Annotated in this window: 20 protein-coding genes and 2 pseudogenes; 5 read left to right on the top strand and 17 right to left on the bottom strand. The window is 44.9% G+C overall.

Annotated elements, in window-relative coordinates; genetic code table 11:
* Window positions 1–9 precede the first annotated feature (9 nt).
* The 9 genes from ACI4L0_RS02790 to cimA form a co-directional block, all read right to left on the bottom strand.
* Entirely contained in the window at window positions 10–159 is a 150-nt protein-coding gene (locus ACI4L0_RS02790) for a hypothetical protein (protein ID WP_439798645.1), read from the bottom strand.
* A 4-nt stretch (window positions 160–163) separates the two neighbouring features.
* On the bottom strand, window positions 164–2428 hold the full coding sequence (gene feoB, locus ACI4L0_RS02785) for a ferrous iron transport protein B (protein ID WP_439798644.1): 2265 nt from the start codon (window positions 2426–2428) through the stop codon (window positions 164–166).
* Between the two features lies 1 nt (window position 2429).
* On the bottom strand, window positions 2430–2651 hold the full coding sequence (locus tag ACI4L0_RS02780; RefSeq protein ID WP_439798643.1) for a FeoA family protein: 222 nt from the start codon (window positions 2649–2651) through the stop codon (window positions 2430–2432).
* 131 nt (window positions 2652–2782) lie between these two features.
* On the bottom strand, window positions 2783–3001 hold the full coding sequence (locus tag ACI4L0_RS02775) for a FeoA family protein (protein ID WP_439798642.1): 219 nt from the start codon (window positions 2999–3001) through the stop codon (window positions 2783–2785).
* 309 nt (window positions 3002–3310) lie between these two features.
* Window positions 3311–3724 (bottom strand): bacteriohemerythrin, encoded by a 414-nt coding sequence (locus ACI4L0_RS02770; RefSeq protein ID WP_439798641.1) that lies wholly within the window; start codon window positions 3722–3724, stop codon window positions 3311–3313.
* 41 nt (window positions 3725–3765) lie between these two features.
* Window positions 3766–5034 carry a diaminopimelate decarboxylase family protein gene (locus ACI4L0_RS02765; RefSeq protein WP_439798640.1) on the bottom strand — a complete coding sequence of 423 codons (1269 nt, stop codon included), beginning with the start codon at window positions 5032–5034 and terminating at the stop codon, window positions 3766–3768.
* Window positions 5035–5073: 39 nt separating this feature from the next.
* Window positions 5074–7215: a response regulator gene (locus tag ACI4L0_RS02760; RefSeq protein WP_439798639.1), complete on the bottom strand. Its 2142-nt coding sequence runs from the start codon at window positions 7213–7215 to the stop codon at window positions 5074–5076.
* A 255-nt stretch (window positions 7216–7470) separates the two neighbouring features.
* The gene (leuB, locus tag ACI4L0_RS02755) at window positions 7471–8556 is read right to left on the bottom strand and encodes a 3-isopropylmalate dehydrogenase (RefSeq protein ID WP_439798638.1); all 1086 of its coding nucleotides are present in this window, start codon (window positions 8554–8556) and stop codon (window positions 7471–7473) included.
* A 197-nt stretch (window positions 8557–8753) separates the two neighbouring features.
* Window positions 8754–10352: a citramalate synthase gene (gene cimA, locus ACI4L0_RS02750; protein ID WP_439798637.1), complete on the bottom strand. Its 1599-nt coding sequence runs from the start codon at window positions 10350–10352 to the stop codon at window positions 8754–8756.
* Between the two features lie 256 nt (window positions 10353–10608).
* Here cimA and thrH point away from each other — a divergent pair, with 256 nt between their 5' ends.
* The gene (gene thrH, locus ACI4L0_RS02745; RefSeq protein ID WP_439798636.1) at window positions 10609–11214 is read left to right on the top strand and encodes a bifunctional phosphoserine phosphatase/homoserine phosphotransferase ThrH; all 606 of its coding nucleotides are present in this window, start codon (window positions 10609–10611) and stop codon (window positions 11212–11214) included.
* Window positions 11215–11295: 81 nt separating this feature from the next.
* Here thrH and ACI4L0_RS02740 read toward each other — a convergent pair whose 3' ends face one another.
* From ACI4L0_RS02740 to ACI4L0_RS02725, 4 genes are all read right to left on the bottom strand, one after another.
* Complete coding sequence (locus ACI4L0_RS02740; RefSeq protein ID WP_439798635.1) at window positions 11296–12975, bottom strand: formate--tetrahydrofolate ligase; 1680 nt, start codon at window positions 12973–12975, stop codon at window positions 11296–11298.
* Window positions 12968–13777 (bottom strand): pseudouridine synthase, encoded by an 810-nt coding sequence (locus tag ACI4L0_RS02735; RefSeq protein ID WP_439798634.1) that lies wholly within the window; start codon window positions 13775–13777, stop codon window positions 12968–12970. The genes ACI4L0_RS02740 and ACI4L0_RS02735 overlap by 8 nt, the downstream gene beginning before the upstream one ends.
* 108 nt (window positions 13778–13885) lie before the next feature.
* Window positions 13886–15382 carry a hypothetical protein gene (locus ACI4L0_RS02730; protein ID WP_439798633.1) on the bottom strand — a complete coding sequence of 499 codons (1497 nt, stop codon included), beginning with the start codon at window positions 15380–15382 and terminating at the stop codon, window positions 13886–13888.
* Complete coding sequence (locus ACI4L0_RS02725) at window positions 15361–17091, bottom strand: adenylate/guanylate cyclase domain-containing protein (protein WP_439798632.1); 1731 nt, start codon at window positions 17089–17091, stop codon at window positions 15361–15363. The genes ACI4L0_RS02730 and ACI4L0_RS02725 overlap by 22 nt, the downstream gene beginning before the upstream one ends.
* Before the next feature lie 81 nt (window positions 17092–17172).
* Between ACI4L0_RS02725 and murJ the strand changes: the two genes are divergently transcribed.
* On the top strand, window positions 17173–18801 hold the full coding sequence (gene murJ, locus ACI4L0_RS02720; RefSeq protein ID WP_439798631.1) for a murein biosynthesis integral membrane protein MurJ: 1629 nt from the start codon (window positions 17173–17175) through the stop codon (window positions 18799–18801).
* Window positions 18798–19931 carry a M24 family metallopeptidase gene (locus tag ACI4L0_RS02715; protein ID WP_439798630.1) on the top strand — a complete coding sequence of 378 codons (1134 nt, stop codon included), beginning with the start codon at window positions 18798–18800 and terminating at the stop codon, window positions 19929–19931. Before murJ ends, ACI4L0_RS02715 begins: the two co-directional genes overlap by 4 nt.
* A gap of 34 nt (window positions 19932–19965) precedes the next feature.
* Here the strand turns inward: ACI4L0_RS02715 and ACI4L0_RS02710 are convergent, their stop codons facing one another.
* The 3 genes and pseudogenes from ACI4L0_RS02710 to ACI4L0_RS02700 form a co-directional block, all read right to left on the bottom strand.
* The gene (locus ACI4L0_RS02710) at window positions 19966–20982 is read right to left on the bottom strand and encodes a Gx transporter family protein (protein ID WP_439798629.1); all 1017 of its coding nucleotides are present in this window, start codon (window positions 20980–20982) and stop codon (window positions 19966–19968) included.
* Window positions 20982–21527: pseudogene (locus ACI4L0_RS02705) on the bottom strand (tRNA uridine-5-carboxymethylaminomethyl(34) synthesis enzyme MnmG); the annotation flags it as partial. The gene ACI4L0_RS02710 and the pseudogene ACI4L0_RS02705, both read right to left, overlap by 1 nt.
* A 213-nt stretch (window positions 21528–21740) precedes the next feature.
* Window positions 21741–23054: pseudogene (locus ACI4L0_RS02700) on the bottom strand (FAD-dependent oxidoreductase); the annotation flags it as partial.
* 879 nt (window positions 23055–23933) lie between these two features.
* Between ACI4L0_RS02700 and ACI4L0_RS02695 the strand changes: the two are divergent.
* Together ACI4L0_RS02695 and trxA are read left to right on the top strand one after the other, a co-directional pair.
* Window positions 23934–24140, top strand: coding sequence for a ferredoxin-thioredoxin reductase catalytic domain-containing protein (locus tag ACI4L0_RS02695; RefSeq protein WP_439798628.1), 207 nt, complete (start codon window positions 23934–23936; stop codon window positions 24138–24140).
* 41 nt (window positions 24141–24181) lie between these two features.
* Window positions 24182–24496 (top strand): thioredoxin, encoded by a 315-nt coding sequence (gene trxA, locus ACI4L0_RS02690; protein WP_439798627.1) that lies wholly within the window; start codon window positions 24182–24184, stop codon window positions 24494–24496.
* A 53-nt stretch (window positions 24497–24549) separates the two neighbouring features.
* On the opposite strand, the gene ACI4L0_RS02685 is transcribed toward trxA, so the two are convergent.
* Window positions 24550–26238 (bottom strand): glycoside hydrolase family 3 protein, encoded by a 1689-nt coding sequence (locus ACI4L0_RS02685; protein ID WP_439798626.1) that lies wholly within the window; start codon window positions 26236–26238, stop codon window positions 24550–24552.
* Between the last annotated feature and the right edge of the window lie 395 nt (window positions 26239–26633).

Raw genomic sequence — 26633 nt, 5'->3', positions numbered from 1 at the left:
AGAACCGCATCAACGCTTTTTTGAATCCATCAGCGATTTTTTGTCCCTGCGCTTTTTTATTTTTTCCGAAATAGTAATCACCGCAACGCACAGAACATACAGAACTGCCATTGCGGCAATCATTATTCCCATGGAAAATTTTCCTATGGAGCCGCCCATCAGACTAGCCTTTTTTCACATCAAAAGTTTTTCCCTGATAGGGATCTTTTCTGAAAAGCGCAAAGATAAATCCTGCGAGCAGAACAAAGGCAACAACTGTTCCAATTCCAAACTGCCCGTGCACAAACAACATTCCAAGCTGATACACAATCAGTGTCATGCAATATGCAAAGATATTCTGAAAGCAGATTGCAAACCAAAACCACTTACGGCTTTTCAGTTCGTTTGCCATGGTTGCAATAGCGGCCAGACACGGAGAATCCAGCAGGTTGAACATAAGGAAAGCAAAAGCAGCCAGGGAAGTAGCAAACCATCCTGAAACCGCCTCGGCAACAATGGAATCATCCTCCACATCTTCCTCGCTGACATCCGCAAGAACACCCATAGTGGAAACTATAGCTTCCTTCGCGCTGAAACCAGACAAGCTCGCCGCCGCGCTCTGCCATCCGCCGATTTTGTTTCCGAATCCAAGAGGCTTGAAAATATGGCGGATAACATTTCCCACATCCGCAAGCAGGGAGTCATCAGAATCAACAAGTCCGAATCCGCCTTCAGAGGCTTCTTCCACAACCACGCCGTCTTCCACGACTTCATTTTTAGGAGAAGCAAATCCGTACGAAGAAAGGAACCATATCACAAGACAGGCAAGGAAGAGAATTGTTCCTGCTTTTACAATAAATCCGCGCAGGCGTTCCCATGTATGCATCAGGACTGTCTTAAAATGCGGAATGTGATACTGCGGAAGCTCCATTACAAACGGCGCAGCCTTTCCGTGAAACGGCCGTGTCTTTTTAAGAATCACCGCGGCAGACACCACAGACAGAATTCCGATCAGATACATAAGAAGAGTCAGCGAACCGCCGTCCCATCCAGAAACCCTGGCACCGATAACACCTGAAATAAGCGCAATTACAGGAAGCTTTGCGCCGCACGGAACCCACGTAGTAGTAAAAATTGTAAGACGCCTGTCATTGTCATTTTCAATAGTGCGGCTTGCCATTATTCCCGGAACTCCGCAGCCGGAGCCTACAAGAAGCGGAATGAACGATTTTCCCGACAGACCGAATTTCCTGAAAATTCTATCCATTACAAATGCAATGCGAACCATATATCCGCAGTCTTCAATCAAAGTAAGCAGGAAAAACAGAACAGCCATCTGCGGAACAAATCCAAGCACGGCTCCCACACCGCCGATTACACCGTTTACAATGCAGTCAATAAGTATCTCGTTTGCGCCCGCATTTGAAAGACCTTCCTCCACAGAAGAAGAAATGCCGGGAATAGCAAGCCCTTCAATTCCAAGGAAATTCCAGCCGTCACCAAAAAGCCCGTCATTCGCCCAGTCAGTCAGGACAGTTCCAAGCGAAGAAACCGCAATGTAATAGACAATCCACATTACAGCCAGGAAAATAGGAATACCGAGCCAGCGGTTTGTAACAACCCTGTCGATTTTATCAGAGACTGTCATCTTCTGCCCTGATTTTCTGACACAGCGGCTTACAATTCCCTGAATGTAAAGATACCTTTCATTTGTTATGATGGACTCAATATCATCGTCCTTTGCTTTTTCAAGCTCCTGGGAAATCGACTCGGCCTTGGCCGCATCAGCGGAAGACAACGAAAGCTGCTCGAGAACTACAGAATCTCTTTCAAGAATCTTTATCGCATACCATCTTTTCAGTTCGGACGGTATATCCGCAGGAACAATCAGCTCCATTCTGGAAATAAAGCCTTCAACTTCCTTTGAAAAAACCGGAGCTGGAATAAAAGTTTTTTTCATCTCAGCGGCTTTTTTTGCGGCAGCGGCGGCTTCCTTTACGCCGGTTCCCTTCAGCGCGCTTGTTTCAACAACAGGACAGCCAAGCTCACCTTGAAGTTTTTCTGTATCAACAACATCGCCGGTGCGCTTCAGAACATCTATCATGTTCAGGGCTATGACAGTCGGCTTTCCAAGCTCAAGGAGCTGTGTTGTAAGGTAAAGGTTTCTTTCAATGTTTGTGGCATCAACCAAGTCAAGTATCGCATCAGGGCTGTCTTTTATAAGATAGTCGCGCGAAACAACTTCCTCTGAAGTGTACGGGGAAAGAGAATAAATTCCAGGAAGGTCTGTGACAACCACATCCTTCATTCCTTTCATTTTTCCTTCTTTCTTTTCAACGGTAACTCCCGGCCAGTTGCCAACATACTGATTGGAGCCAGTGAGGCTGTTGAACATTGTTGTCTTTCCGCAGTTTGGATTTCCTGCAAGCGCAATTTTAATTTCCGGCATTTTACTCCACCTCTATATTTTCAGCATCGTTTTTTCGGACACTGAGTTCGTATCCTCGGATTGTTACTTCAACAGGATCTCCCAAGGGCGCAACCTTGCGGACATAGACTTCGCATCCGTTTGTAAATCCCATGTCCATGAGGCGCCTCTTCAAAGCCCCTTCCCCGTTTATTTTTTTTACTTTCACAGTTGAACCAATCTGCGCTTCACGCAATGTAGCCATCTATAGTTCCTCCTATATTTTTTTTGCAATTCACTAGAATCCGGATTTTTATGAGAATAAGGGAATCCGCACCCTGATCTGTCTTTTTAGAACTGAGAAACTGCTCTTCCCTTAGGCGGAAGCAAAATATCTCAGGCTGTCCTAAAAATAATTTTTGAAGCCATGCTGCTATCGAGAGCCACACGCGCATCCTTGACCATTACAATCAGCCCGCTTTTTACTTTCTGGACTACAGTAATAAAAGAGCCTTCGTTAAATCCAAGCTCATTCAGATGCTGCTTTACCTGCGGATTTCCAGTAACACATGAAATTTTCACTTTATCACCTGGATTTGCATATAAAAGTGGCATAAAAACCTCCTGCGCCCACAGACGCAAACAAAAAGTTAACAAGTAGCAACATATATTAACTTTATCTAATTAATGTTATCATACACTAACTAAAACACTGTGTCAATAAATTCAGAAAAAAAATACGCCGCATCAAGACACTCTGAAGCTTAAAGCCCTTAGTTCGATGTTTTTAAAGCATAATCCAAAAATAAAAAAACCCCGGAAAACCGGAGTTCTCCAAGGCTTTTTAAAAGCGATGTTTTAGAAAAACAAACAGACAAAGGCAGCTCAAAAAAAATTCCCAAGCCGTCTGACTGCGCAAAAATTCTATACCTGCTTTGATTTTACAAAATTAGCCCACACGCGGTCGGCTTTTGCAATGTGATTTAGCACCCAGCCAACTATGTAAGAATAAAAACGCTGTCCGTCTTCCTTTTTATCCGCGGAAAGCTTTTTTATCTGATAATTGACTTCATTCACAAAATTATCATGGGCAGTCTTGTGCGCATCAGAACCGATATATTCATGAGCGCGCATAAAATTTTCCTCGCTCGAAAAATGATAGACCGTATAGTCTGTAAGTTTTTTTAGAATTTTTTCCATTTCAGAACTATAGTTCTCATCGCTTCCGAGCGCCGCATCATAAAGCTCATTTGCAATCTGGACAAGCTTTTTATGCTGATTATCGATTTCAGGAATTCCCAAAATGTACGAATCGCTCCATTCTATTTTTTCAATCACCTCTTGCCTCCGCGCAAACAAAACTGCCTCTGGAAAAATTCTCAGCTGAAATTCTTGAGTCCTTCAAAATCCAAAGTGGCAAAATAATCCTCCACAGTTTCACGGCGGCGGATTTCCTTGAATGTGCCGTCCTGGCGCAGAAGAATTTCTCCGGCGCGGAGCTTTCCGTTGTAATTGAATCCCATTGATCTTCCGTGCGCACCGGCATCATGGATAATCAAAAGGTCACCTTCCTCAATCTTTGGAAGAGGTCTTTGAACAGCAAACTTGTCGCAGTTTTCACACAGGCTTCCTGTAACGTCATAGACAGAATCTCTGGGAGCATTTTCCTTTCCGCTCACAGTAATCTCGTGGTAGGCTCCGTACATTCCGGGGCGCATAAGATCCGCCATGCTTGCATCAACGCCGATGTAGTTTCTGTAAATATTCTTTTCATGGATTGCCTTTGTAACAAGCCAGCCATAAGGCCCCGTAACAGGACGGCCGCACTCAAAGCAAATCTTCATCGGGTCAAGGCCGGCGGGAACAATCATAGTGTCGTACAGGCTCTTTATTTTATCCGCAACATATTCAAGGTCGACTTTCTTCTGGTCAGGCTTATACGGAATTCCCACTCCACCGCCGAGGTCAACGAATTCAATGTCAACACCGCACTCTTTCTGCACTTCAAGCACAAGCTCAAAAACAATGCGCGCGGTATCAACAAAGAAATCAGGATTAAGCTCGTTTGAGGCGACCATTGTATGCATTCCAAAATGCTCTACACCCTGCTGCTTGCATATCTTGTAGGCCTGAATCATCTGCTCCTTGGTCAGACCGTACTTCGCTTCCTCCGGCTTTCCTATTATGGAATTTCCGCCTTCCTTCAGAGGCCCCGGATTGTAGCGGAAACACAGCGTATCAGGGAGCACGCCTCCAAGCGCTTCCTTTAAAAAATCGATATGTGTAATATCATCAAGATTTATTATCGCGCCGCATTTGTTCGCATAGACGAATTCCTGAGCAGGAGTGTCATTGCTTGTGAACATTATCCTGTGCCCTGTTATCCCTGATTTTTCGCACAGCATAAGCTCCGGCAGACTTGAGCAGTCACCGCCGCAGCCTTCGCTTTCAAGAATTTTCAGGATATATGGATTCGGAAGAGCCTTAACGGCAAAATATTCCATGAACTCAGGAAATTTGCTGAAAGACTTATAGAAATATCTCATATTGCTGCGGATAGCTTTTTCATCATAAATATAAAAAGGCGTCGGAAACTTTTTTGTCAGCTCCACCAGCTGGCTGTGGCTCAACGGAAAATCGCAACTCATAAAGTACCTCCAAAAAACAAAAGCAGTATTACATTTTTTTCAGTTTGTTTCAACACGGGCAGTCTGCCCCAAAATCTTGGACAAGAGCGACAAAAGATATTTTATATCGAATGGCTTTGAGACAAAATAGTCCATTCCGCATTTTAAAGCCTGCTCCTTATCCTCTTCAAATGCATTCGCGGTCATCGCCACTATCGGAATAGAAGCCTTTGACGGGCTTTTCATTTCGCGGATTTTTACAGAAGCCTCATAGCCGTTCATCACCGGCATCATGACATCCATAAGAACAATCTTGTAATAGTTTTCAGGAGAATCAGACAGCATCTGAAGGGCGATTTTTCCGTTTTCAGCCTCATCGATTATAAAGCCTGAGCTGCTCAAAAGCTCGCGCGCAATATCACGGTTCAGGGGGTTGTCTTCAACCAGAAGAATTCTTACGCCGCGGAAATCAATGTTCGTTTCAGCAACCTCGGAAACTGACTTGATTTCGTCCTCGTTTCCGGGGGCATTTTCAAAGTCAAAGCAGATAAGGAATTCCGTGCCGACATTCTTCTTGCTTTTCATAAAAATAGAGCCGTCCATTTTTTCAACAAGGCTTCTCGAAATAGAAAGCCCCAGGCCTGTTCCCTGAATATTGAAATTTTCAATAGTCTCGTCGCGCTCAAAAGGATTGAAAATTTTCTTCTGGAATTCCTCCGACATTCCAATTCCGTTGTCCTTTATCCTGAACTGATAAGACGAATACCCCTTTGAAACGGCCGGCATTTCGCTCGCTGTGAATTTAACGGAGCCGTTTTCATTTGTATACTTCACGGCGTTTCCAAGAATATTGATAATAATCTGCTTCAGGCGGAGTTTGTCGCACAGAATCTTGCGCTTCATATTTCCGTTGAACAGAACAGAATAATTCAAGTGCTTCATCTGAATCTGCGGCTGGATTACGCTGTCAACTTCATTCAGAATTTCCTCTATTGAATTGGGAGTTGGATTTATCTTCATTTTGCCGCTTTCAATGCGCGACATATCCAGAACATCGTTTATAAGGGACAGAAGATAATTTGAGCTGGTCTTTATGCGCGCAAGGTCAGCCTTCACAAGCTCGGGATTTCCAATGTGCTTTTCCGCAATCGAAGTGTAGCCGATAATTGCGTTCATCGGAGTTCTTATGTCATGGCTCATGTTTGAAAGAAAACGCGACTTTGCCTGATTTGCAAGCTCCGCCATTGAAAGAGCCTCCTGAAGTGCCTTGCGCCGCTTCATCTCATACTCGATTTCCTCATCAACATTCATAAAGGCGGCAAGCACATTTCCGGTTCTTCTGATATTTCCAATGCGGACAATTGTAAATTTCATATACGAAACTTTATTGTTGATGAAGGAGCGGTAATTCACATAAAAGCTTTCACGCTTGGAAAGCTGCTTGAAAATATTTTCCCGGGAAAAAGCACGGCGGATCATGTCGCGGTCATCTTCATAAACAGAAACATTTACATAAAAATCAAGCACGTCATCGTAGGACAGCCCTTCCATGGATTCATTGTATATCGCCCCTGCCCTGTCATTGATTCGCACAATCCGAATTCCGCCGGATACAATATTTATCATAAAAACATTGCTGTATTCATTTGTAAGCGCATTTATGATTTCAAGCTGGTAAAGCTTTTCCTCGCGCTGTCTGTACAGGGTGCTAATGTCCTTGACAACGGCAAGCCCTATTATGTCGCCTGTAACTTCATCTTTTGTAAGAATTACAGTAGTTCTGTTCCAGAAAGAATCTCCGTCATAGGAAGCCCTGCTTGAATCAAACTGAATTTCGTACTTCTGCATGATGAATGAATCAATGAGGCAGTCGACATTCATTTTTTCAAGGAAACGCTTTTTTTCGTCGCCGGACATATCCCAGCACAAGGCGGATATGAAATCTGTGTAGGAGCAGTTGTCAGGCAGCCCCATCGCAGGCTTGAGCTGGACAATGCGGTCGCTCATGCGCTGAACGGGAGTTCCCACAATCAGATCCTTGGACAGATTGAATTCGTACAAAATCATAGCATCGGCCGCAATAGCCCGCTTGTACTGATTCGTATTCATGTCGCCTGTGTCCTGCACATAGCTGCCCACGCTTTTTTTTATTCTGAAAAAATCATCGCCGTTATATTCTGAAAAGATAGAAATATTCTGCATTTGCTTTATTGTAATCCCAAATAAAAAAAAACACAAATGAATAAAGGCATTTACCTTTCCAAACGCCACGGAAAAAACAAGCCGCCTGTAGACAAACATAAATCCACAGACGGCTGGCAGTCATCAGAAAAACTGACGAAAATGCAAATTTCTTAAAAGGCATTGCAGCCGGAATTAATACCCCTTATACGATGCAAGCATCAGGGTATCAATTCCTCCGCACGAATAAATTTCAAAAAACAGAAACGGCATTTTTTAGATGCGCTCTGCAACAAGCCGTCCCATTTCCTTTGTGCCGACAAGTTTTCCCGCAGCCTTGAGTTCAGCCGCATGACCGCCGGCAATGTCACCAGTCCTGAAGCCTTCATCAAGAACAGAATTAACAGCGGCCTCTACAGCCTTCGCCTCTTTTTCAAGCCCTAAACTGTAGCGCAGAAGCATTGCGGCAGAAAGAATTGTAGCGAGCGGATTTGCAAGATCCTTTCCGGCAATGTCAGGAGCAGAGCCATGGATAGGCTCGTAAAGTCCCGGGCCGCCGTTTCCAAGCGAAGCGGAAGCCAACATTCCAATGGAGCCTGTAATCTGGCTTGCCTCATCAGAAAGAATGTCGCCGAACATATTGCTTGTTGCAATAACATCAAACTGGCGCGGATTGCGCACAAGCTGCATCGAAGCATTGTCAATGTAAAGATACGACAGGGAAACATCAGGATAATCGCCTTTTACAGATTCGGCTACTTTTCTCCAAAGCTGGCTTGAATTCAGAATATTCGCCTTGTCTACTACGCACAGGCGTTTCTGTCTTTTCTGGGCGAATTCAAATCCCATGCGAACAATGCGCTCGATTTCTTCCCATGTATATTTTTCTGTATCCCAGGCGGATTTTCCATCAGGGGCAGTTCCGCGGTCGCCAAAGTAAATTCCTGAAATCAGCTCGCGCACAATAAGAATATCAAGACCGTCGCCCACAATTTCATCCTTGAGAGGACAGGCATCCTTGAGCTGCTTCCACATAACGGCAGGACGAAGATTTGCAAACACCTTCATTCCGCCGCGCAGACCGAGCAGAGCTTTTTCAGGGCGAATTTCAGACGCAAGATTATCCCACTTGGGGCCTCCGACAGCACCAAGCAGAACAGCATCGCTTTTAAGGCACTTGTCAAGCTCTTCCTGCGGCAAGGGCTTTCCGAATTTATCGATGGCACATCCACCGGCAGTCACAGTTTCATAGTTGAATTTGTGTCCGAATTTTGAAGCGACAACATTCAATACATTTACAGCCTCTGCAACCACATCAGGACCGATTCCATCTCCGGGTATCAGGGCGATATTTTTTTCCATAATAAAACCTCCAGTTCAGCTGTTTTTCAGCGTATCATAAAAGGAAACTCTAAAAACCGCAGTTTTTTATAAGAAATTTCCCAATAAACTTTAGCATAAATAAAGTTTCTAAAGTATTTATAAAATAACTTAAAAAAACATTTATGTAAATACCCCATGCCAGGGAAACAAATCCGCCGGCAGACAAAAACACAGGGCTACATAAATTTCTGGTAGCGCTTTTCGATGTCCTTAATCAGCTTATATTCAAATGAATCCACAAGCGCAAGCCAGGAAGCTTCTATAAGGTCACAGCTCACGCCGATTGTAGTCCAGCTGTCTGTTCCGTCCGTGGACTCTATCAGTACACGCACCATTGCGGCAGTGGCTGATTTTCCGTCAAGCACGCGGACTTTGTAGTCAGTAAGATGAATATCCTGCACACTCGGATAGAACGACTTGAGGGCTGATCTCAGAGCAGAGTCAAGCGCATTCACAGGGCCGTTTCCTTCTCCGGCCGCAATTTTCTTATGGCCGTCAACTTCAATCTTGAGCTGTGAAAACGAATAAAGACCGTCTTCAATCAAAGGAAATTCATCGGAAGTCTTATAGTAGCAAAGCTTGAAGAACGGCTGGTATTTTCCAATCAGCTTGCGCACCAAAAGCTCAAAGCTTCCGTCCGCGCCTTCAAACTGATAGCCCTGATGCTCAAGCTCCTTGACCTTTGCCATGATTTCAGAAACAACCGGGCTTGACTTTGTGATGGAAGAGTCAAATTTCCGGATTTTTTCAATAACCATGCTTCTTCCTGCGACCTCGCTCATAAGGAAGACACGGGAATTTCCCACAGTTTCAGGCTCGATATGCTCATAGGCAAACGGATTTTTCAAGACCGCATCAATGTGCATTCCGGCCTTGTGCGCAAAAGCATTCTGCCCCACATAAGGCAGCCCCGGCTCAAGAGTGATGTTTGTAATTTCGGCAACACGCTTGCAGATCGGTGTCAGAAGCTTCAAGTTTTCCTTGGGGACGCACTTGCAGCCCATTTTCAGCTGAAGATTAGAAATTATCGTGGAAAGATTTGCATTTCCTGTGCGCTCGCCGAATCCCAGGAGCACACCCTGCACATGGCTTGCGCCCGCTTCAACTGCAACAAGCGAATTTGCAACCGCCAGCCCGGAATCATTATGCGTATGGATTCCAATCACTGCGCCCGCCCCGAATTTTTCAACCGCAGCAGCAACACCTCTGCGGCACTCTTCAACCATCGCACCGCCCTTGGTTTCGCAGAGCGACAGAACACTCGCGCCGCCTTCGATAGCAGCTCCAAGAGCCTTAAGCGCATATTCGCTGTTCGCCTTGAAGCCTGTAAAAAAATGCTCAGCATCAAAAATAACATTGCGCCCGCGCTGCTTAAGATATGCGCAGGTGTCACGGATCATCTCAAGGTTTTCCTCAAGCGTGGCATGGAGAATTTCCGTAGCCTGAAAATCCCATGTCTTTCCAAAAATCACAACAGTTTCTGTTTCCGCAGAAAGCAGGCTCTGAAGATTCGCATCCTCCGCGCACGAAGAGTCCTTTCTTCTGGTTGAGCCGAATGCCACAATGCTGGAATTCTTCAGTCTGAGACTTTTTGCACGCTGAAAAAATTCCATGTCCTTGGGATTTGAACCGGGATTTCCGGCCTCAATATACTTTACACCAAGCTCATCCAGCGCCTGAACAATATGAATTTTATCCTGAACAGAATAGCTTATTCCCTCTCCCTGCGAACCGTCGCGCAAGGTAGAATCAAGTATCTCAATATTTCTTTCCATAAGCAATAAATATATCAGAAATATATTTTTTTTAACAGAGCGCAGCCAGCTGAATTTTCCCAGGGCGAAGCGGGCGAATAAAAAAGCGAAGTTTCAATTTGAACAAGACCTATGATTCTGATAAGATACAGGAGCATTTTCAAAAAACATTTTTAGCAAACCCTGAAAACACGGCTTTCCGGGGAATCTTCTAAAAATATGGGGAAGTGCTGGTTCGCTTCCTTACAAAATCCTGAAAATGCAGCTGGAGAAAAATATGTATATCACATGCTTGGATTTAGAGGGCGTTCTTGTTCCTGAAATTTGGATTGCATTTGCAAAGGCTGCTGGAATTCCAGAGCTGACACGCACAACACGCGACGAGCCGGACTACGAAAAGCTCATGCGCTGGAGAATCGGAATTCTAAAAGAGCATAATCTGGGGCTGAAGGAAATCCAGAATGTCATTGCGGAAATAGATCCGCTTCCCGGCGCAAAGGAATTTCTTGATGAGCTGAGAGCTGAATGTCAGACAATAATCATCAGCGATACGTTTACACAGTTTGCAGCTCCGCTCATGAAAAAACTTGGACAGCCGACAATTTTCTGCAATTCCCTTGAAGTTTCAGCGCAGGGTGAAATCACAGGATTTAAAATGCGCATTGAAAATTCCAAGCTGACCACAGTAAAGGCTCTTCAGTCAATCGGCTACGACACAATAGCATCGGGGGACAGCTATAATGACCTTGGAATGATCAAGGCAAGCAAGGCTGGCTTCCTGTTTAAAAGCACAGATAAAATAAAAGCTGAAAATCCGTCTATTCCGGCATTTGAAGAATACAGCGAGCTGCTGAAAGCAATAAAAGAGCAGCTGGCCAAATAAAGCAAAGGGAACACTGATAACGCACCAGTGGATTATCCAGTGTTCCCTTTACATCTGCTGTTCCGTGGTATTCGCTTAAAATCAGAACAAGCCTGAAATAACTCCGTTGTCATCAACATCTATGCTGAGCGCGGCAGGTGTTTTTGGCAGACCCGGCATATCAACTATATCACCGGCAAAGGCAACCACAAAGCCTGCTCCGGAATAAAGCTGGACATCCCGCACCGGGAAAACATAGCCTGAAGGCGCGCCCTGCATCAATTTGTCATGGCTTATTGAATTTTGCGTTTTTGCCATGCAGATCGGAAGACCTCCGAAGCCCTGCTCTTCAAACTGCTTGAGCTTGGACAAAGCCTTTCCTTCAAATTCAACAGAGGAAGCCCTGTAAATTTCCTTTGCAAGAATTTCAATCTTAGTTTTCAGAGAAGCTTCAAGAGGATAAATATTTTTGAACGAAGACGGAGTTCCGCAAAGCTCTACAACTTTTTCTGCAAGCGCAACAGCCCCGTCGCCGCCTTTTTCCCAGCCCTCGCAAACTACCGCGCAGCAGCCGTTTTCCGCGCAAAGCTTCTGCACAAGCGAAATTTCAGAATCAGTGTCTGTGATGAATTTATTGACTGCAACAGCTACGGGCAGCCCGAATTTCTTTATGTTTTCAATATGAACTTTAAGGTTCGCAAATCCAGTTTCAACAGCGCGGATGTTTTCTGCGCCAAGGTCAGATTTTGCAACGCCGCCGTGCATTTTGAGAGCGCGCACTGTTGCAACAATTACAGCCGCATTCGGAACAAGCCCGTTCATCCGGCACTTTATGTCAAAGAATTTTTCAGCCCCCAAGTCCGCGGCAAAACCAGCCTCGGTAACCACATAGTCGCCAAGGGCAAGGGCGCACAGAGTGGCATTCACGGAATTGCATCCATGGGCAATATTGGCAAACGGACCTCCGTGGACAAAAGCAGGATTCTTTTCAAGTGTCTGCACCAGATTCGGACGGATTGCATCTTTTAAAAGCGCCGCCACCGCGCCAGTGCACCCGAGGCTTCCGAACAGAACAGGACGCTTGCTGTAGTCTGAGCCGATTGTTATTTTTGAAATCCGCTCCTTCAGTTCTGTAATTGTCTTTGAAAGGCATACAATAGCCATTATTTCACTTGCAACTGAAATCTGAAAATGCGTTTCGCGCGGAACACCATCAATTCTTCCGCCAAGACCGATAACTACATTTCTAAGCGCCCGGTCATTCAAGTCCACACAGCGTTTCCAGGAAACAGTGCGCGGATCAATACCAAGAGAATTTCCCTGCTGAATGTGATTGTCTATCAGGGCAGCCATAAGATTGTTCGCCGCTGTAATCGCATGTATGTCGCCGGTAAAATGCAGATTTATATCTTCCATCGGAACAACCTGCGCATATCCGCCGCCGCACGCACCGCCCTTTACACCAAAGCAAGGCCCCAGGGAAGGCTCGCGAAGGGCAATAACAGACTTCTTTCCGATTTTTCTAAGCCCGTCGCCAAGGGCAATCGTCACAGTGGATTTTCCTTCGCCGGCAGCTGTGGGAGTCATCGCAGTAACAAGAACAAGCTTTCCTCTGGTGGAAGAATCAAGCGACTTTTTTTGCAGGCTGGCAAGCTTTTCAAATGAAATTTTCGCCTTGTATTTTCCATAAAGCTCCAGGGAATCCGCGCCGATTCCTGAGTTTTCCGCAATCTTTTCAATCGGCTCCATAATATTTTTCTGGGCAATTTCAATGTCAGTCATTTTTTTCCTCTGCATCTAAAAGTCTTATCTCATCCTCTGTAAGCCGCCGGTAGCTTCCCTCTGGCAAAGTTTCATCCAAAAAAAGACCGTTTATCCTGATTCTCTTTAAATAGACAACTTCATTTTCAAGAGCTTTGAATATACGCTTCACCTCGTGGAATTTTCCCTCGGTAACTGTAAGGCAGCATACTTCCGAAGGTGTGCCGCCCGACTTTGTATAATACAATTTTTTATCTTTCCATTCAATTACAGCAGGCCGGCAGTCGGCTTCACCGTCCTTTCCTTCCGCCGCAATGTGAATTCCCGAGGCAAGTTTTTTTTCATAGGAAATTTTTTTGCTGTCGTCCACGACATCGCGCAGGTAAACCAGATACGTTTTTGGAACTTCATACTTAGGAAACGTCACCCGGTGAATCAGGCTGCCGTCGCTGGTAATCACAAGAAGCCCTTCTGTGTCAGCGTCAAGCCTTCCCACTGTGCTGAGCCTTCCGCCGGGATACATCCGGTTGTCCTCGGGAGAAAGATACTCAAAGACAGTTCTTCTTCTATCTGACTTTGTAGAGCAGACTGCGCCGCCTGCCTTGTTCATCATAAAATATGCATTAGGCTCGACATTAAGTTTTTTGCCTTCAACACAGATTTCATCAGAAAAAGAATCCGCATGAAATTCCGGCTCAAAAACAGCAACACCGTTCACAGAAACTTTTCCGCAGCGTATAAGATGCTTTACATCTCTTCTAGTTCCAATTCCATTGTTTGAAAGAATTTTATCCAAACGCTCTTTGTTTTTTAAATCAGACATTTTCAATTCCAGATACAAAGTATTTTAAACTGACTGTATGCGGCAAAACAAAATTCATTCCGCCGCATACAAAGCATTGGGCAAGCCTAACATAGACAGCCTGTTTTTTTAATTTTTCTCTTTCTGGTGCACAGGTTCTCCCATGACAATGCGGTCGCCTGTTTTCAGCTTAAGGCCGCCGCCAAAGGAAAGATTATACAAAGAAAAAACTCCATCAGTCATGGCGATAAAACCTATTGCGACCTTGTCCTTTCCTCTCCATACGGTACAGGGGAAAACACAGTCCTGATATTCAGGGCTGGTAAAAAGACTTCTCTTTGACTGCGCTATGTACACTTCTGTTCCGAATTCTGCGGTCTGCTGGGCTATGACACCGGAAACTGTATTTTTTCCAAGCGGCTCGGAGCATATAGCTTCAAGAAATTCATTGAATCCGGAATAAACATGCTCATAGTTATTTTCCACGGATTTTTTTTCAGCAATGAGCCTGTTGACTTCGGAAACACTTGCAACGGAAATCTGATTGCCTGCTGTATAGGCATATCTTTTCATTGAACGAACAAAAGAGGCCACCGCATTTTCATCCTTGAACGGAAACTGATCAAAGAACACTGATATTTCAGCAATGGAATCATACAAATCCCGCTGGGTTTCAAAAATGTCCCTGAATTCCTCGGAGGCTTCTTCTGAAAGCGGCATTTCAATTCCTTCGTACACAGCGCCTGTATATTCATCAGTGTAATTTTTTGCAACCTGAATCAGGGAGCGGGCGGCGGAATTATCCTTGGCAACAGGAGGATCGTACTGGTTTATAGTAAACGCAAGAAGCTGCTCCTGCCTCTTCAAGTCTTCCGCCTGTGTCTGCTTTAAAAGATTGCGCGAATCCTCAAGCCTTGCCTCATAGTCAAAAATCAGCTTTTCCTTTTCCTTTTCATGCAAAAAACGCTCGCTGTTTATAATTGCCTTTTGTCGCTCCGCTTCCTGCACTCTTTCCGCATCAAACTGATTGCGCTGGTCAGTGTAGAGTTTAAGCTCTTCATTATAATTGGCTATAAATTTATTGTACTTTTCAACACTGGCCAAGTCCGCCCTGTAAGTCTGCTCAATCTGCTGCTCCATCTGGGTGCGGGTAACTCTGTTTTTTACATTCATTGCGGCAAGAGATTTCAGGGCCGCGGCGCGGACACCTTCAATGCGCTCAATTTCAGCATCGCGCTGCTCTTCGGCGGATTTCTTTGCGTTTTCAAGCTCCTGGATTTTCTGGTCAATGTCATTAACCTTGTTGAGCAAAGTTGAAAGATTGAGGCTGTTGAATTCATTGACCTCAACTTTTATTCCGCGGTTCGAATTCGAAACAAAAAGCACAAGGAAAACTGTTATTGAAAAAACAACTCCAAAGCAGATAAGCAGCCTGAGCCACATATTCTGCCACATAAAAGGAAAATCATTTTCCTTTGTTTTTGAAAATTCCTCTTCAATGCTGAACGGCTCTCTTTTTCCGTCCATTGCAATTCTGTTCAGCTCGTTTTCAAGAAGAAGCGCAACTTCCTTGTGAACAGAGCCAACCGAAGCAGCCACAGAATTTATTTTGTTGTCATTGTCCATATTCCACTCCAATTATCCGGTGAAGATTTCATTCCGATTCTTTCAAGGAAAACCTTGGCAACTTCCAGTCCTGATTTCTTGAATTCAGCGCGGGCGGTTTTCCAGTCTCCGCTGTAATACGCGTTCAGGCCAAGCTCAAAAATTTCAAAGCGGCCGCTGCACTCGTCAAAGTTCCATTCCTCAAGCGGACACCGGGTGTCGAGCGGAAAATAAACCTTCACGCCCTCGGTTTTTCCCTTGACCTGAACAGTGTCGATTTCATAGAACTTATAGCGCGAAGAAACTTCACTGTCCTGAAGAACTTCATTCTTTATATACTCGCTCACTATCACAGGCACTTTATAAATTCTTGTAAGACCTTCAAGGCGCGAAGCCGAATTCACGTTGTCGCCGATAACGGTATTTGCCATACGCTTTGATGAGCCGATGTTTCCATAGAATACATTTCCGCCGTCAATGCCGACACCGACATCAAGCATTACAGCCTGATAGACGCGCTCTTCGTTTTCAGTGAGCGGACGCTCCTTTTCAAGAACATTCCTGCGCTCAGACATTTTTTTCCTGAGATCCGAAGTAACAGCCGTAATTTCCCACGCAGTCTTTATTGCATCAAATGATTTATTCCCCGAAACATGCTCTTCAATTCCGTAGCTCGCAAGAATAGCGTCTCCGATAATCGAGCCGATAATTCCGTTGTTTTCGCTGACTTTTCTGATGACCGAATCATAGTGGACATTCAGAACGCCGATGATGTCATTTCCCAAAACTTCAGTTCTATACGTAAAGCTTTTTATGTCGCTGAAAAGAATTGTAAGCTCACGCTGGCTTCCCTCAAGACGGATGAACTGCTCTTCATGAGCCTTGCGCACAACGTTTTCCGGCACGAATTTCTGGAAAATCTGAAGAAGGTTTGTTATCGTGGACGAAAGCGAATTGAAGTTTGCGGCAAGATACGTGATGTCGTCATTAGGCGCGCCCGACAAATCTATGAGGTTGAGCTTTTTGTCCTGCTGCATTTTATACAGCTGACTTGAAAAGTTATTGATGTTCGAAAGCAGCCCGTCAAGAATTTTCGTTCCCATAAGAATAAAGAACGCAGACATTATAAGAACAAGAATAATGGTAATCCATAGAACCTGGTACATTGCAAGATTTGTGTCAGAACGTCTGTTCGCGCGGACAATGTATGTAAGCCAGTCAGGATGATATTTGTAAACACCGAAATACTCATCGCCGTCAGGAGAAATAAATGAAACAGAGCCTTCGTGCATTTCAGCGTTTTCCATCATCTCGATACATTCCTTGTCCGTAAAGCGCGACCATGAAAGCTTTTCGTTTGGAGTCGCAAAGAACAAAAGAGAACCGTCGGGATTTACTCCAAGCGCAACACTGTTTTTTTCATCCTTGGAAAATCCGTGCCTTGCGCTCTGAATTATGGAATCTATTGAATTGGCCGTGTCCTGTGAATATGCCTCAATCTGTTTCTGGCTGTTTGCAACGTTATACAGTTCCGTGAGCTTGTCAACAAGAACGATATTTGAAAGCTGAATCGTCTTTCTCTGTGAAAGCATAATCGCAACAAGATTTGTTGAAAATGTAGAAAGCAAGAGCATTGCCACAAAGAAAATTATAATTTTTAATTTTGTAGGAACTATCGGAGTATCTCCAACATATTGAAAAAACTTCAGATGCCGTTTTCCAGTCTTCAAAATTTTCCTCCTGCTGCTCTCCTAAAAAAATAATCCTTGGTGATTGCTTTATTTTCACAAGCGGATTATGCTACAAATTATATGTTGAATTTTAAAAAAAATAAAGAAGAAAATATACAAAATTCACTTGTTGCAAAAGGATTTTCACTTTCGGCGCTCACCCTGGCTTCAAGAATTCTGGGGCTTGTACGCGAAATGACAAAGTCGCGCTTTCTTGGAACTTCCGCCTTTTCCGATGCCTTTTCAATCGCTTTTATGGTGCCCAATCTTTTCAGAAGGCTTTTTGCCGAAAACTCAATTTCCGTGGCTTTTATCCCGACATTCAAGGCCCACCTCGAAGAATCCAGCCCCGGAAGCAGGCAGAAAACCCAGGACTTTATAAACGCAACTTTCACTCTTGTGCTTTTTCTGACATCGGCTTTTGTTGCCGCCGGAATTTTCTTCACACCTGCCATTCTGCGGATTTTTTACGCGGACGAAAATTCAATGAACGAAGCCGTTATTCTTACAAGGATAATGTTCCCCTACCTTCTTGTGATTTCCGTAGCGGCATTCTTCCAGGGAATTTTAAACGGCCAGAAAATTTTTGCTCCGTCAGGATTTACCCCTGTTCTTTTTAATATAACAGTTATTATTTTTACGCTCGTCCTTTCAAGGTTCACGGCGAATCCTGCGAGGGCAATGGCAATCGGCGTTATTTCAGGCGGCACAATCCAGGCTCTGTTTCAGCTTCCCTTCGTTCTGAAAAACGGCTGGACTGTGGCTCCCGTAAATTTAAAAAGGGCATTTTCAAATGAAGGAAGCAAAAAAGTCTTTGCGCTTATCGGCCCCACAATCATCGGAATGGCGGGCTATCAGATAAACGACATTGTTTCGTCCGCACTTGCCGCAAGATCAGGAGAAGGAATCGTTTCCAGCCTTCAGTATTCGCTCAGACTTCAGGAGCTTATCCTTGGAATCTGCGCAGTAACAATAGGAACTGTTATTCTTCCCGACCTCACAGGATTTGCAAAAAAAAATCTATGGGAAAAATTCAATTCGCTTTTAACCCAATCAATAAAAATCATGGCGCTGATTGCGATTCCCGTTACATTCTATTCTCTCATCATGGGCGAAAATATAATAACGCTTGTTTTTGCCGGAGGAAAATTCAACGCAGAATCAATAAGAATGACAGCGGATGTATTCCACATTCACATAGCAGGGCTTTTCTTTATCGCCGTGAACAGAATTGTTTCGCCTGCATTCTACGCGCAGCAAAACAGCAAAAGCCCGACTGCGGCCGGACTTATAAATTTTGCCGTGAACATTTTGCTCGCCTCGGTTCTTTCCGTAAAATTCAAAGGCAAGGGAATTGCATTTGCCCTGACAGTTGCAAGCGCAGTGAACACCCTGATGCTTTTTATTTTCCTCAGAAAAACAAAAACAATCGATGTGGGGAATATCGTAAAATCAGCCATTTTCTATTCGCTGAAAATCGCGCTCTTTTCCATTGCGGCATCAGTTCCTGTATTGCTCATAAAAAATCCGGCTGTTGAATTTTTCAGCGGAAGGCACAGGCTGTTTTCACAGGGAATTCCTGTAATGATAACCGCGGCAGTTTTTGGAGCGGCGGGAATATTGATGCTCTCATTTTCAAAGGACAGTCTTTTTAAAACGTTTTCAGAAAAAATTCTAGGAAAATTCAAAAAAGGAGGAAAAGAAAAATGAACTTTGATTTAAAACAGATATATCAGGAAAGACGGAAAAAACTCTGCGCATACCTGTATCAGAACAGCATAAAGGCCGCGCTCTTTGAAGACTCGGAGGAGCACAGGGATATTTCAGTGCGCTATCTGTGCGGTCATCCGGGAGATGCACTGCTGATAATTTTTGCCAGCGGAAAAACAATTCTTGTTCCATGGGATGAAAATCTTGCAAAGGACAGGGCTTTTGCAGATGAAATAATTCCTTCTGAAAAATTCAAGAGAAGCTACGTGAATGCCGCACGGGAAATTTTAAATTCAGCAAGCTGCGAAAATCAATCATCCGTCTGCATAAATCCGCAGATACCATACATATACTTTAAAAAATACAGCGAGGCTCTGCAAAAATTTAAAATCCTTGCAGGAGAAAATTCCGCGCACAGCTATGTGCAGATACTCCGCTCTGTAAAAGACCCCTACGAAATCGCCTGCACAAAAAAAGCCGCCGCCATCACAGACAGAATGACAGAAATAATTATAGAAAATCTGCACACAGGAAAAATAAAAACAGAAACAGACGTGGCTCTTTTTGCCGAGCGTGAACTGCGGATTCAGGGAGCCGAGCGCACCAGTTTTGACACACTCGCCGCAGGGCCTGCCAGAAGCTTTGCAATCCATGCGTTTCCCGGATACACACAGGGCGAATGGGGCACAAACGGAATTTCAATACTTGACTACGGTGTCTGCTACGAAGGCTACGCAAGCGACTGCACAATCACCGTTGCAAAAGGACAGCTTTCAAAGGAGCAGGAGCAGATTTTGAATTCCGTGCAGGAAGCAGCCGATGAATGTGCAAAGCTGTACATGCCCGGCAAAAGAATTTCCTGCGCAGTTGAAAAGGCCGATGAAATTTTCAGAAAAATCGGAAGAGCAATGCCGCACGGACTTGGACACGGAACAGGCCTTGAAATTCATGAAAAGCCCTTTGTCAGCATGAGGGCAGGCAAAAATGAAGTTTTTAAGCCAGGAAACATTGTAACGCTTGAGCCGGGACTTTATGACAAGGAGCTTGGCGGCGTAAGACTTGAAAACGATGTTCTGATAACAGAAACAGGCAGCGAAATTCTTACGCACTCAAAAATATTCAGGCTTTAAAAACTGCTTTGAAATTCCGGCTGCATTCAAGCGGCTAGGATTCACCATTCCAGACTGCGCAAAGACGGCTGTCTATCACGGAAATAATATTTTTCCAGGACAGCTGTATTTTTGTTTCCGTGAGCCTTGAAAAATATCCCATCACCAGGGAAAAAACAGAGCCTGCCCTTCCGCGGAAAAACATATTTTCAGAAACCAGAAACTTCGACACAAAAACAAAGCCGCACAGCCTTCCTGCCTTTACAGCTCCAAAAGTCAATGCGCCCAAAGTCACATCAAGCCCGCCTATAGAAAAAAGAATTTTTCCCTGCGGAGAGAATAGAGAAAAAAACACAATAAACAAAGTCACCGCAAGCGGCGGAAGAATCTTCACACTTCCCTTTTTAAAAAAAACAAGCAGGGCGGACAAAAACCCAACAGAGTAAATTTCAACAGGGGATTTTCCAAAAATCAGGACACAGAAAAACACTAATGAAACAGCGGCGGAAAAAAAAGGAAAACGCACGCGGCTTGAAACATCCAGAGCCAGCGCACGTGGACTTCCGCAGGCAAGCTCTTTAAACCAGACAGATTTTTCAGAAAAACGCTCGGCAAAAATTCCAAGTGCAAGCGAAGAAAAAAAAGAAGCGCAGAGCATAGGCGGCGCAATAAAAGCAACATTCGAACCGAAGATAAAAAATCTTGCAAGAATAATCTGAGCCGCATTGTTAAAAAGAGCGCCGCACAAAGAAATTCCTGCAAAAGACACTCTGCCTCTGAAACAAGAAAAGCAAAACATCATTGCAAGAGCTGAAGCGACAGAGCCGGCAAAAGAAAAAACAAACACATAGGAAAAAATCGTTCCGCCCACAACCGCCTGAAAAAATACTTTTAAAAGCACAAGCATAAAGGTTTCCTTTTTTTTCATCAGCGGAAAGCTCAGCATAACGGGAAGATTCGCAAAGCCGATTTTAAAAAAAGGCAGCAGCTTAGGAACCGCATACTCAAGCGCAGAAAGAAAAAAGCAGAGGGAAGCAAAAAAAGCAATTCTGTTCCAGTCGTTTTTTTCCATCAGCGCAGATACACCATCAAAAGCATTATATCGCTGTTTCTGATTCCGCTGATTCTGGATGCCTGCCCGAGTGTAACGGGGCGCACTTTCTCAAGCTTTGCACGGCTTTCAGCTGACAGCGCGACAATTTTTCCGTAGTCAAAATCAGGAGGAATTCTTGCGTTTTCCATACGGTGCATTTTTGCAACCCGTGAATCCTGCTTTTCAATATAATAGCGGTACTTGAAATCTTCCTGCGCCAAAGTCCACTCAAGCGCGGTAAATGCTCCGGGATTTTCGGCATCAGGGTGTTTCCCAAGGAATTCAAGGGCCGCGTCAACATTGCGGTATTTCAGCTCCATAAACTCAAGCTGGCCGCTGGAAATAAGCCCGGCCTCAAAGCCCTTTCTGCGGAGCCTGCGGTCTGCCGTATCGTGCCTAAGCTTCAGCCTGTACTCTGCGCGCGCCGTGAACATTCTGTAAGGCTCCCTCGTTCCAAGTGTAACAAGGTCATCAATGAGAACACCGATATAGGCTTCATCCCGCCCAAGCACAAGCGGCTCATACGCAGGAATTTTTTCAAAGCAATGAAATCCGCTTTCCTCCTGAGCCTTTTTCATTTTGCAAGCCAGCGCGGAAGTTTCCCTTGCAGAAATTTCAGCAAAAGTTTTCTTTTCTTCAGAAGAAAAAACAGGCTTTGGCATAAACCTGCCGCTTTCAGAGCTTGCAGGACATGAACCGAAATCCGCATCAGAAGAACAGAGAGGGCCGCAGAGTTTTTTGTGCTCACGCGCATATAAAGCCGCATTGATTCCAGCCACAAGCCCCTGCCCTGCCGCTTCCTCATAGCCTGAAGTTCCATTTATCTGACCTGCGTTGAACAGACCTGCGACACGCTTTGTTTCAAGCGAAGGAAAAAGCTGCGTCGGCTCAACATAATCATATTCCACAGCATACCCGGGGCGGCTCACCGTGCAGTTTTCAAAACCGGGCATTGTCCTTAAAAACGCGTCCTGTACTTCCTCCGGCAAACTTGAGCTCAGGCCGTTCAGATAAATCTCATCTGTATCAAGCCCCTCCGGCTCCACAAAAAGCTGATGCCTGTTCCGCTCGGAAAACCTCATCACCTTGTCCTCTATGCTCGGACAGTAGCGCGGCCCCACACCGCTTATTTTTCCTGAATACAGCGGAGAACGGTTTATATTTCCGCGGATAATCTTATGGGTTTCCTCATTCGTATAGACAAGATGGCACGGCACCATAGGGCGGTCAACACGCTCATCGTCAAAGCTGAACGGAACAACTTCCTCATCGCCGAGCTGAATTTCGAATTTTGAAAAATCCACAGTGTGCCGCAGAATTCTGGGAGGAGTTCCGGTTTTAAGCCTTCCAGTTGTAAAGCCCAGACGGTTCAGGCTTTCAGTCAGGCCAAAGCTTCCGGCTTCACCGAGTCTTCCGCACGGAGCATCGTATTCGCCTATAAAAATTCTTCCACCCAGAAAAGTTCCTGTAGTCAAAACAACCGACCGGCACGGAACCACACGGCCGCGCTCTGTAACCACGCCGATTACCTTCTGCCTCATTCCGCTCCTGCACGCCTCCGAAACAAAGCCGCCCGACAAGTCCGCCCTTTTTTCGCCGGGAACAGTGCCCTCTTCAATCAGCCCCGAGCTTCCGGGAGGAAGAGGAACATCAGAGGCGACTGTGAGCACATCAATAACAGTGTCCATGAGCGTGGAAAGATTTTCAGTTGTTTCAACCGCGCGACGGGCAAGGGAGGAATATACAATTTTATCAGCCTGGGAACGAGGAGCCTGAACAGCCGGACCTCTGCTTTTGTTCAACATTCTGAACTGAATCATCGAGCGGTCAATGAGCCTTCCCATTTCTCCGCCGAGAGCATCAATTTCACGGACAATATTTCCCTTGGCAATTCCCCCGATAGAAGGATTGCAGCTCATTCTGCCGATTGAATCAACTGACTGTGTAATCAAAACTGTCTTAAGTCCCATTCTGGCGCACGCAAGAGAAGCCTCTATTCCGGCATGTCCGCCGCCACAAACCGCTACATCGAATGAATCATAAAAAGCCATAGTTCCTCTGTTTTCAGAACGCGGAAAACACGCGCCTCATCTGCCGCAGAAAAAAGCCTGAGCTCCAAGCCCGCAGCAGGGTTCAAAAAGTATATCAAATTTAAAGAGTAAATGGAAACACCTGCGCAAAAAACAAAGCACGGATAAAAAGCTAGGCTATGTTCTGAAAAAGCATTGGTAAAAAAGCAGACAAATAAAAAAACATACTATAATCTGCACTAAGGTCGATTACTTTAATGCCTTTTATAACGTCAAGGCTTGTTAAAACTGTTGAAGAACTTTTTACCTGAACAAGGCTGTAATCCTGGTTATCGTCCAAAGGGATTCCGGATTGAAAAATCGAAGACATAAAAAGAGGTTGTTTAGATAATCAACAAGCAAAAAATCACTAATCAAAATTTTTGGGATTATAACCGTTGTCTATTAAATACTGCTTCACAATTTGTATGTCTTCAGTTGGATGGAAGCTTTCAACCAGATAAATTTCCAAGTTATACTGTATTATCCTACGCAGACCGTCTTCCAAAATTAAAAATTTGGTCTTTGGAAAAGTTTTCACACAATTCTTTGATAGTTTTCATAATCTTTGCCTCCATTTCTGGTTTAAATATTATAACCTTCCACAATTTTACCCTGCAAAGTTTATGCCACCAGAACGCTTTGCAACAACAGTTTGTCAAAAGCATTATCACCCCGGCTGTTCTGTCGGAAGCAACATTCATTCACCTAAATTTTTAATAACATAATGCGAATTTTCTAATTGTCAACTAAAAAGCAACCGTTTTTACGGACATAGCCAAAAACTAAAAATCTATTTTCCTTGTTTTAAGGCGAAACATTTTGTATCTTTTTAATAAAGCACAAATCAAGAGGCAAGCCATGAAAATAATAGAAAACCCGGATTCCAAAATCGCAGAGGCTGTAAAGGAAGGCCTTAGAAAAAAAGGCGGCTACTGCCCATGCAGAACTGAAAAAACTCCCGACACAAAATGCATGTGCCTGGAATTCAGAGAGCAGATAAAAGACCCGAATTTTGAAGGATTCTGCCACTGCATGCTTTACTATAAAAAAAATTCGGAAAGCTGAAGCGTTGTCTGCTGCCCACATAAAACAAACGGAGGAAAATTATGGAAGTAAAAATCACAGAGGCGAATTTCAAGAAGGAAGTCATCGACTCCAAAGAGCCTGTCCTTGTGGATTTCTGGGCTGAATGGTGCGGCCCGTGCAAAATGCTTTCCCCGGTGATTGCGGAAATCGCCCGGGAAAATTCATCCGATCTGAAAGTCGGAAAAGTCAACGTGGACGAAGAGCCGGAGCTTGCAAGGCAGTTCAATGTCATGAGCATTCCGATGCTGGTGCTTTTCAAGAACGGCAGGGCTGAAAAAACTTCCATCGGCTACAAGCCCAAGGAAGAAGTTCTGGAATTTATCGGAAAACGCTGAAGCCGACAAAATCCGCTTTTTGCGCATAGCCTTACGGATTTCCGCTGCAAACCTCACTGGTCCAGCGGAAGTTTTCCCTGCGGCTCAAATTCCCCATTTAAAACAGCAAACATCGCCGCAAACGAATAGCTGGAATAGCTGTAGCCGCACACAACGGTGTCCGCCCAGTCAAAGTCATTCATCACAAAAACCGGAGACATGATTGAAAAAACAACCACGCGCTTGTCCATGTACCTAAGCCGCTTTGCAATGTTGGCGGTGTGCCTGTCATAAACACAGATTATTATAGTGTCGTAGCCGTCCGCAACAGAAACCAGCGAGGCCGCATTCCAGTTGTCAAAATTGCTGTTGTCCGCCTTGAGCTCATAGCTGAAATGAAAAGTAGTTACATCCGGGTACCTTTTTCTTCCCTCGCTGAAAAGGGAAATAAACGGGCCTGCTATCAACACGCGCTCTCCCTCCGACGGCTTCAGGGGAAAAGCAGAGCCTTTCTTGTAGACAGTAACAGAGCGGCATGCCTGCTCAAGGAAAAATTTCTGCCCTTCCCTGTCAGGAATATGGTCGGAAATCACATTTTCATCAGGATAAAGCGGCGCGTGGTTTTCGCCCTTAAAATAATTCAGCTTTGCAAAAACAACACGGCGGGCGGCATCCTTTACGCGCTCCCTGAATTCAGGATTTGTGCCCATGCGCTCAAGATTCCGTGTCCACATATTGTCATAGAGCCCTGCTGTCGTAGAAGAAATGATAATGTCGTTTCCTGCCTCAATCGCCATCATCACAGCGCGGTGGAACGAGCCTGCGAACAAAGTAGCTCCGTTCATCATCATGTCGTCCGTGATTATAAGGCCTTCGTAATTCATCTGCCGCCTCAGAATGTCAGTCAGGAATTTTTTGGAAAGGCTGGCCGGAGTTCCGTCGCTTTCTATCTGGGGAAACGAAAGATGTCCGCTCATTATGGCAGGAATTTTCGCCTTTATAAGATACTCAAAGGGAACAAGCTCCCTGTTTACAAGCGTCCGGGCATCGATTTCAATCTGCGGAAGCCTTCCGTGGCTGTCCAGGCTGGTGTCTCCGTGTCCGGGAAAATGCTTCGCCGTGGGAATCACACCGGCATCCATTGAGCCTCGCGCAAAAGCTTCGCCCAGAATACCGGACGAAACAGGGTCTGAGCCAAATGACCTCGGGCCTATCACTGTGGAATTCAGGTTTGTATACAAGTCAACGGTCGGAGCAAAATTCATGTTTATGCCGAGCGCGCGGATTTCACGGTTGATATAGAACCCCGAATAGTACGCGTCAACAGGATAGCCAGAAGCGCCTATTGAAAGATTGCCCGGAGTGTCTGAAGTTTCGCCCTTTACGTGCCGAATCCAGCCGCCCTCCTGGTCAGTAGCGACAAACAGCGGAATTTTTAGCGGCCGCGAGGCAGCTTCCTGCTGCAACATTCTGACAGACTTGGCGACTTTCTTGATGTCATCTGTATTCCAGCCGAAAACCTTTACGCTTCCAAGCCCTCTCTGGGTAACCCAGGAATTCAGCAGGTCGCTAGGCTCGGCTCCTGCCCATCCGAACATAAGAATCTGCGCAAGAAGCTCCTCGTTGCTCATGGAGTCAACAAGCTTCTGCGAAAGAGTTTCAGGAGGAATGTCGCTCCAAAAATCTATCTTGGATGAATCAGAAAAAGCGGGACTGCAAAAAAACAGAGCGCACAGATAAAACGCAAAAATCAGACTTTTCATTTGAATACATTCTAGCCCAAACCGGCGAAAAAAGCAATTTTAGGACATGCCACAATAATTTTATTGCAGCGGAACAGGCACTCTCTCGGTTTAAATGTCATACTGAAATCGTTTCAGCATCTGTGTGTCGTAACCACATAGATTCCGAAATAAATTCGGAATGACCTGCCCCCTCTGTCATGCTGAACTCGTTTCAGCATCTACGCGGAATTTTTCAGAACCTTCCTTTTGTGCTGGGCGACCTTCGGCACGCCGCCGAGCCTTCCCTAAGCAAAAAGTCTGCAACGCAAACTGAAAAAAGCTGTCATTCTGAAATCGTTTCAGCATCTGTGTGTCGTAACCACATAGATTCCGAAACAAGTTCGGAATGACCTGCCCCCTCTGTCATGCTGAAC

Origin of the sequence: Treponema sp. (genome assembly GCF_051883275.1) — a bacterium.
GTDB lineage: Bacteria > Spirochaetota > Spirochaetia > Treponematales > Treponemataceae > Treponema_D.
This window is presented reverse-complemented; position numbering and strand designations above follow the sequence as displayed.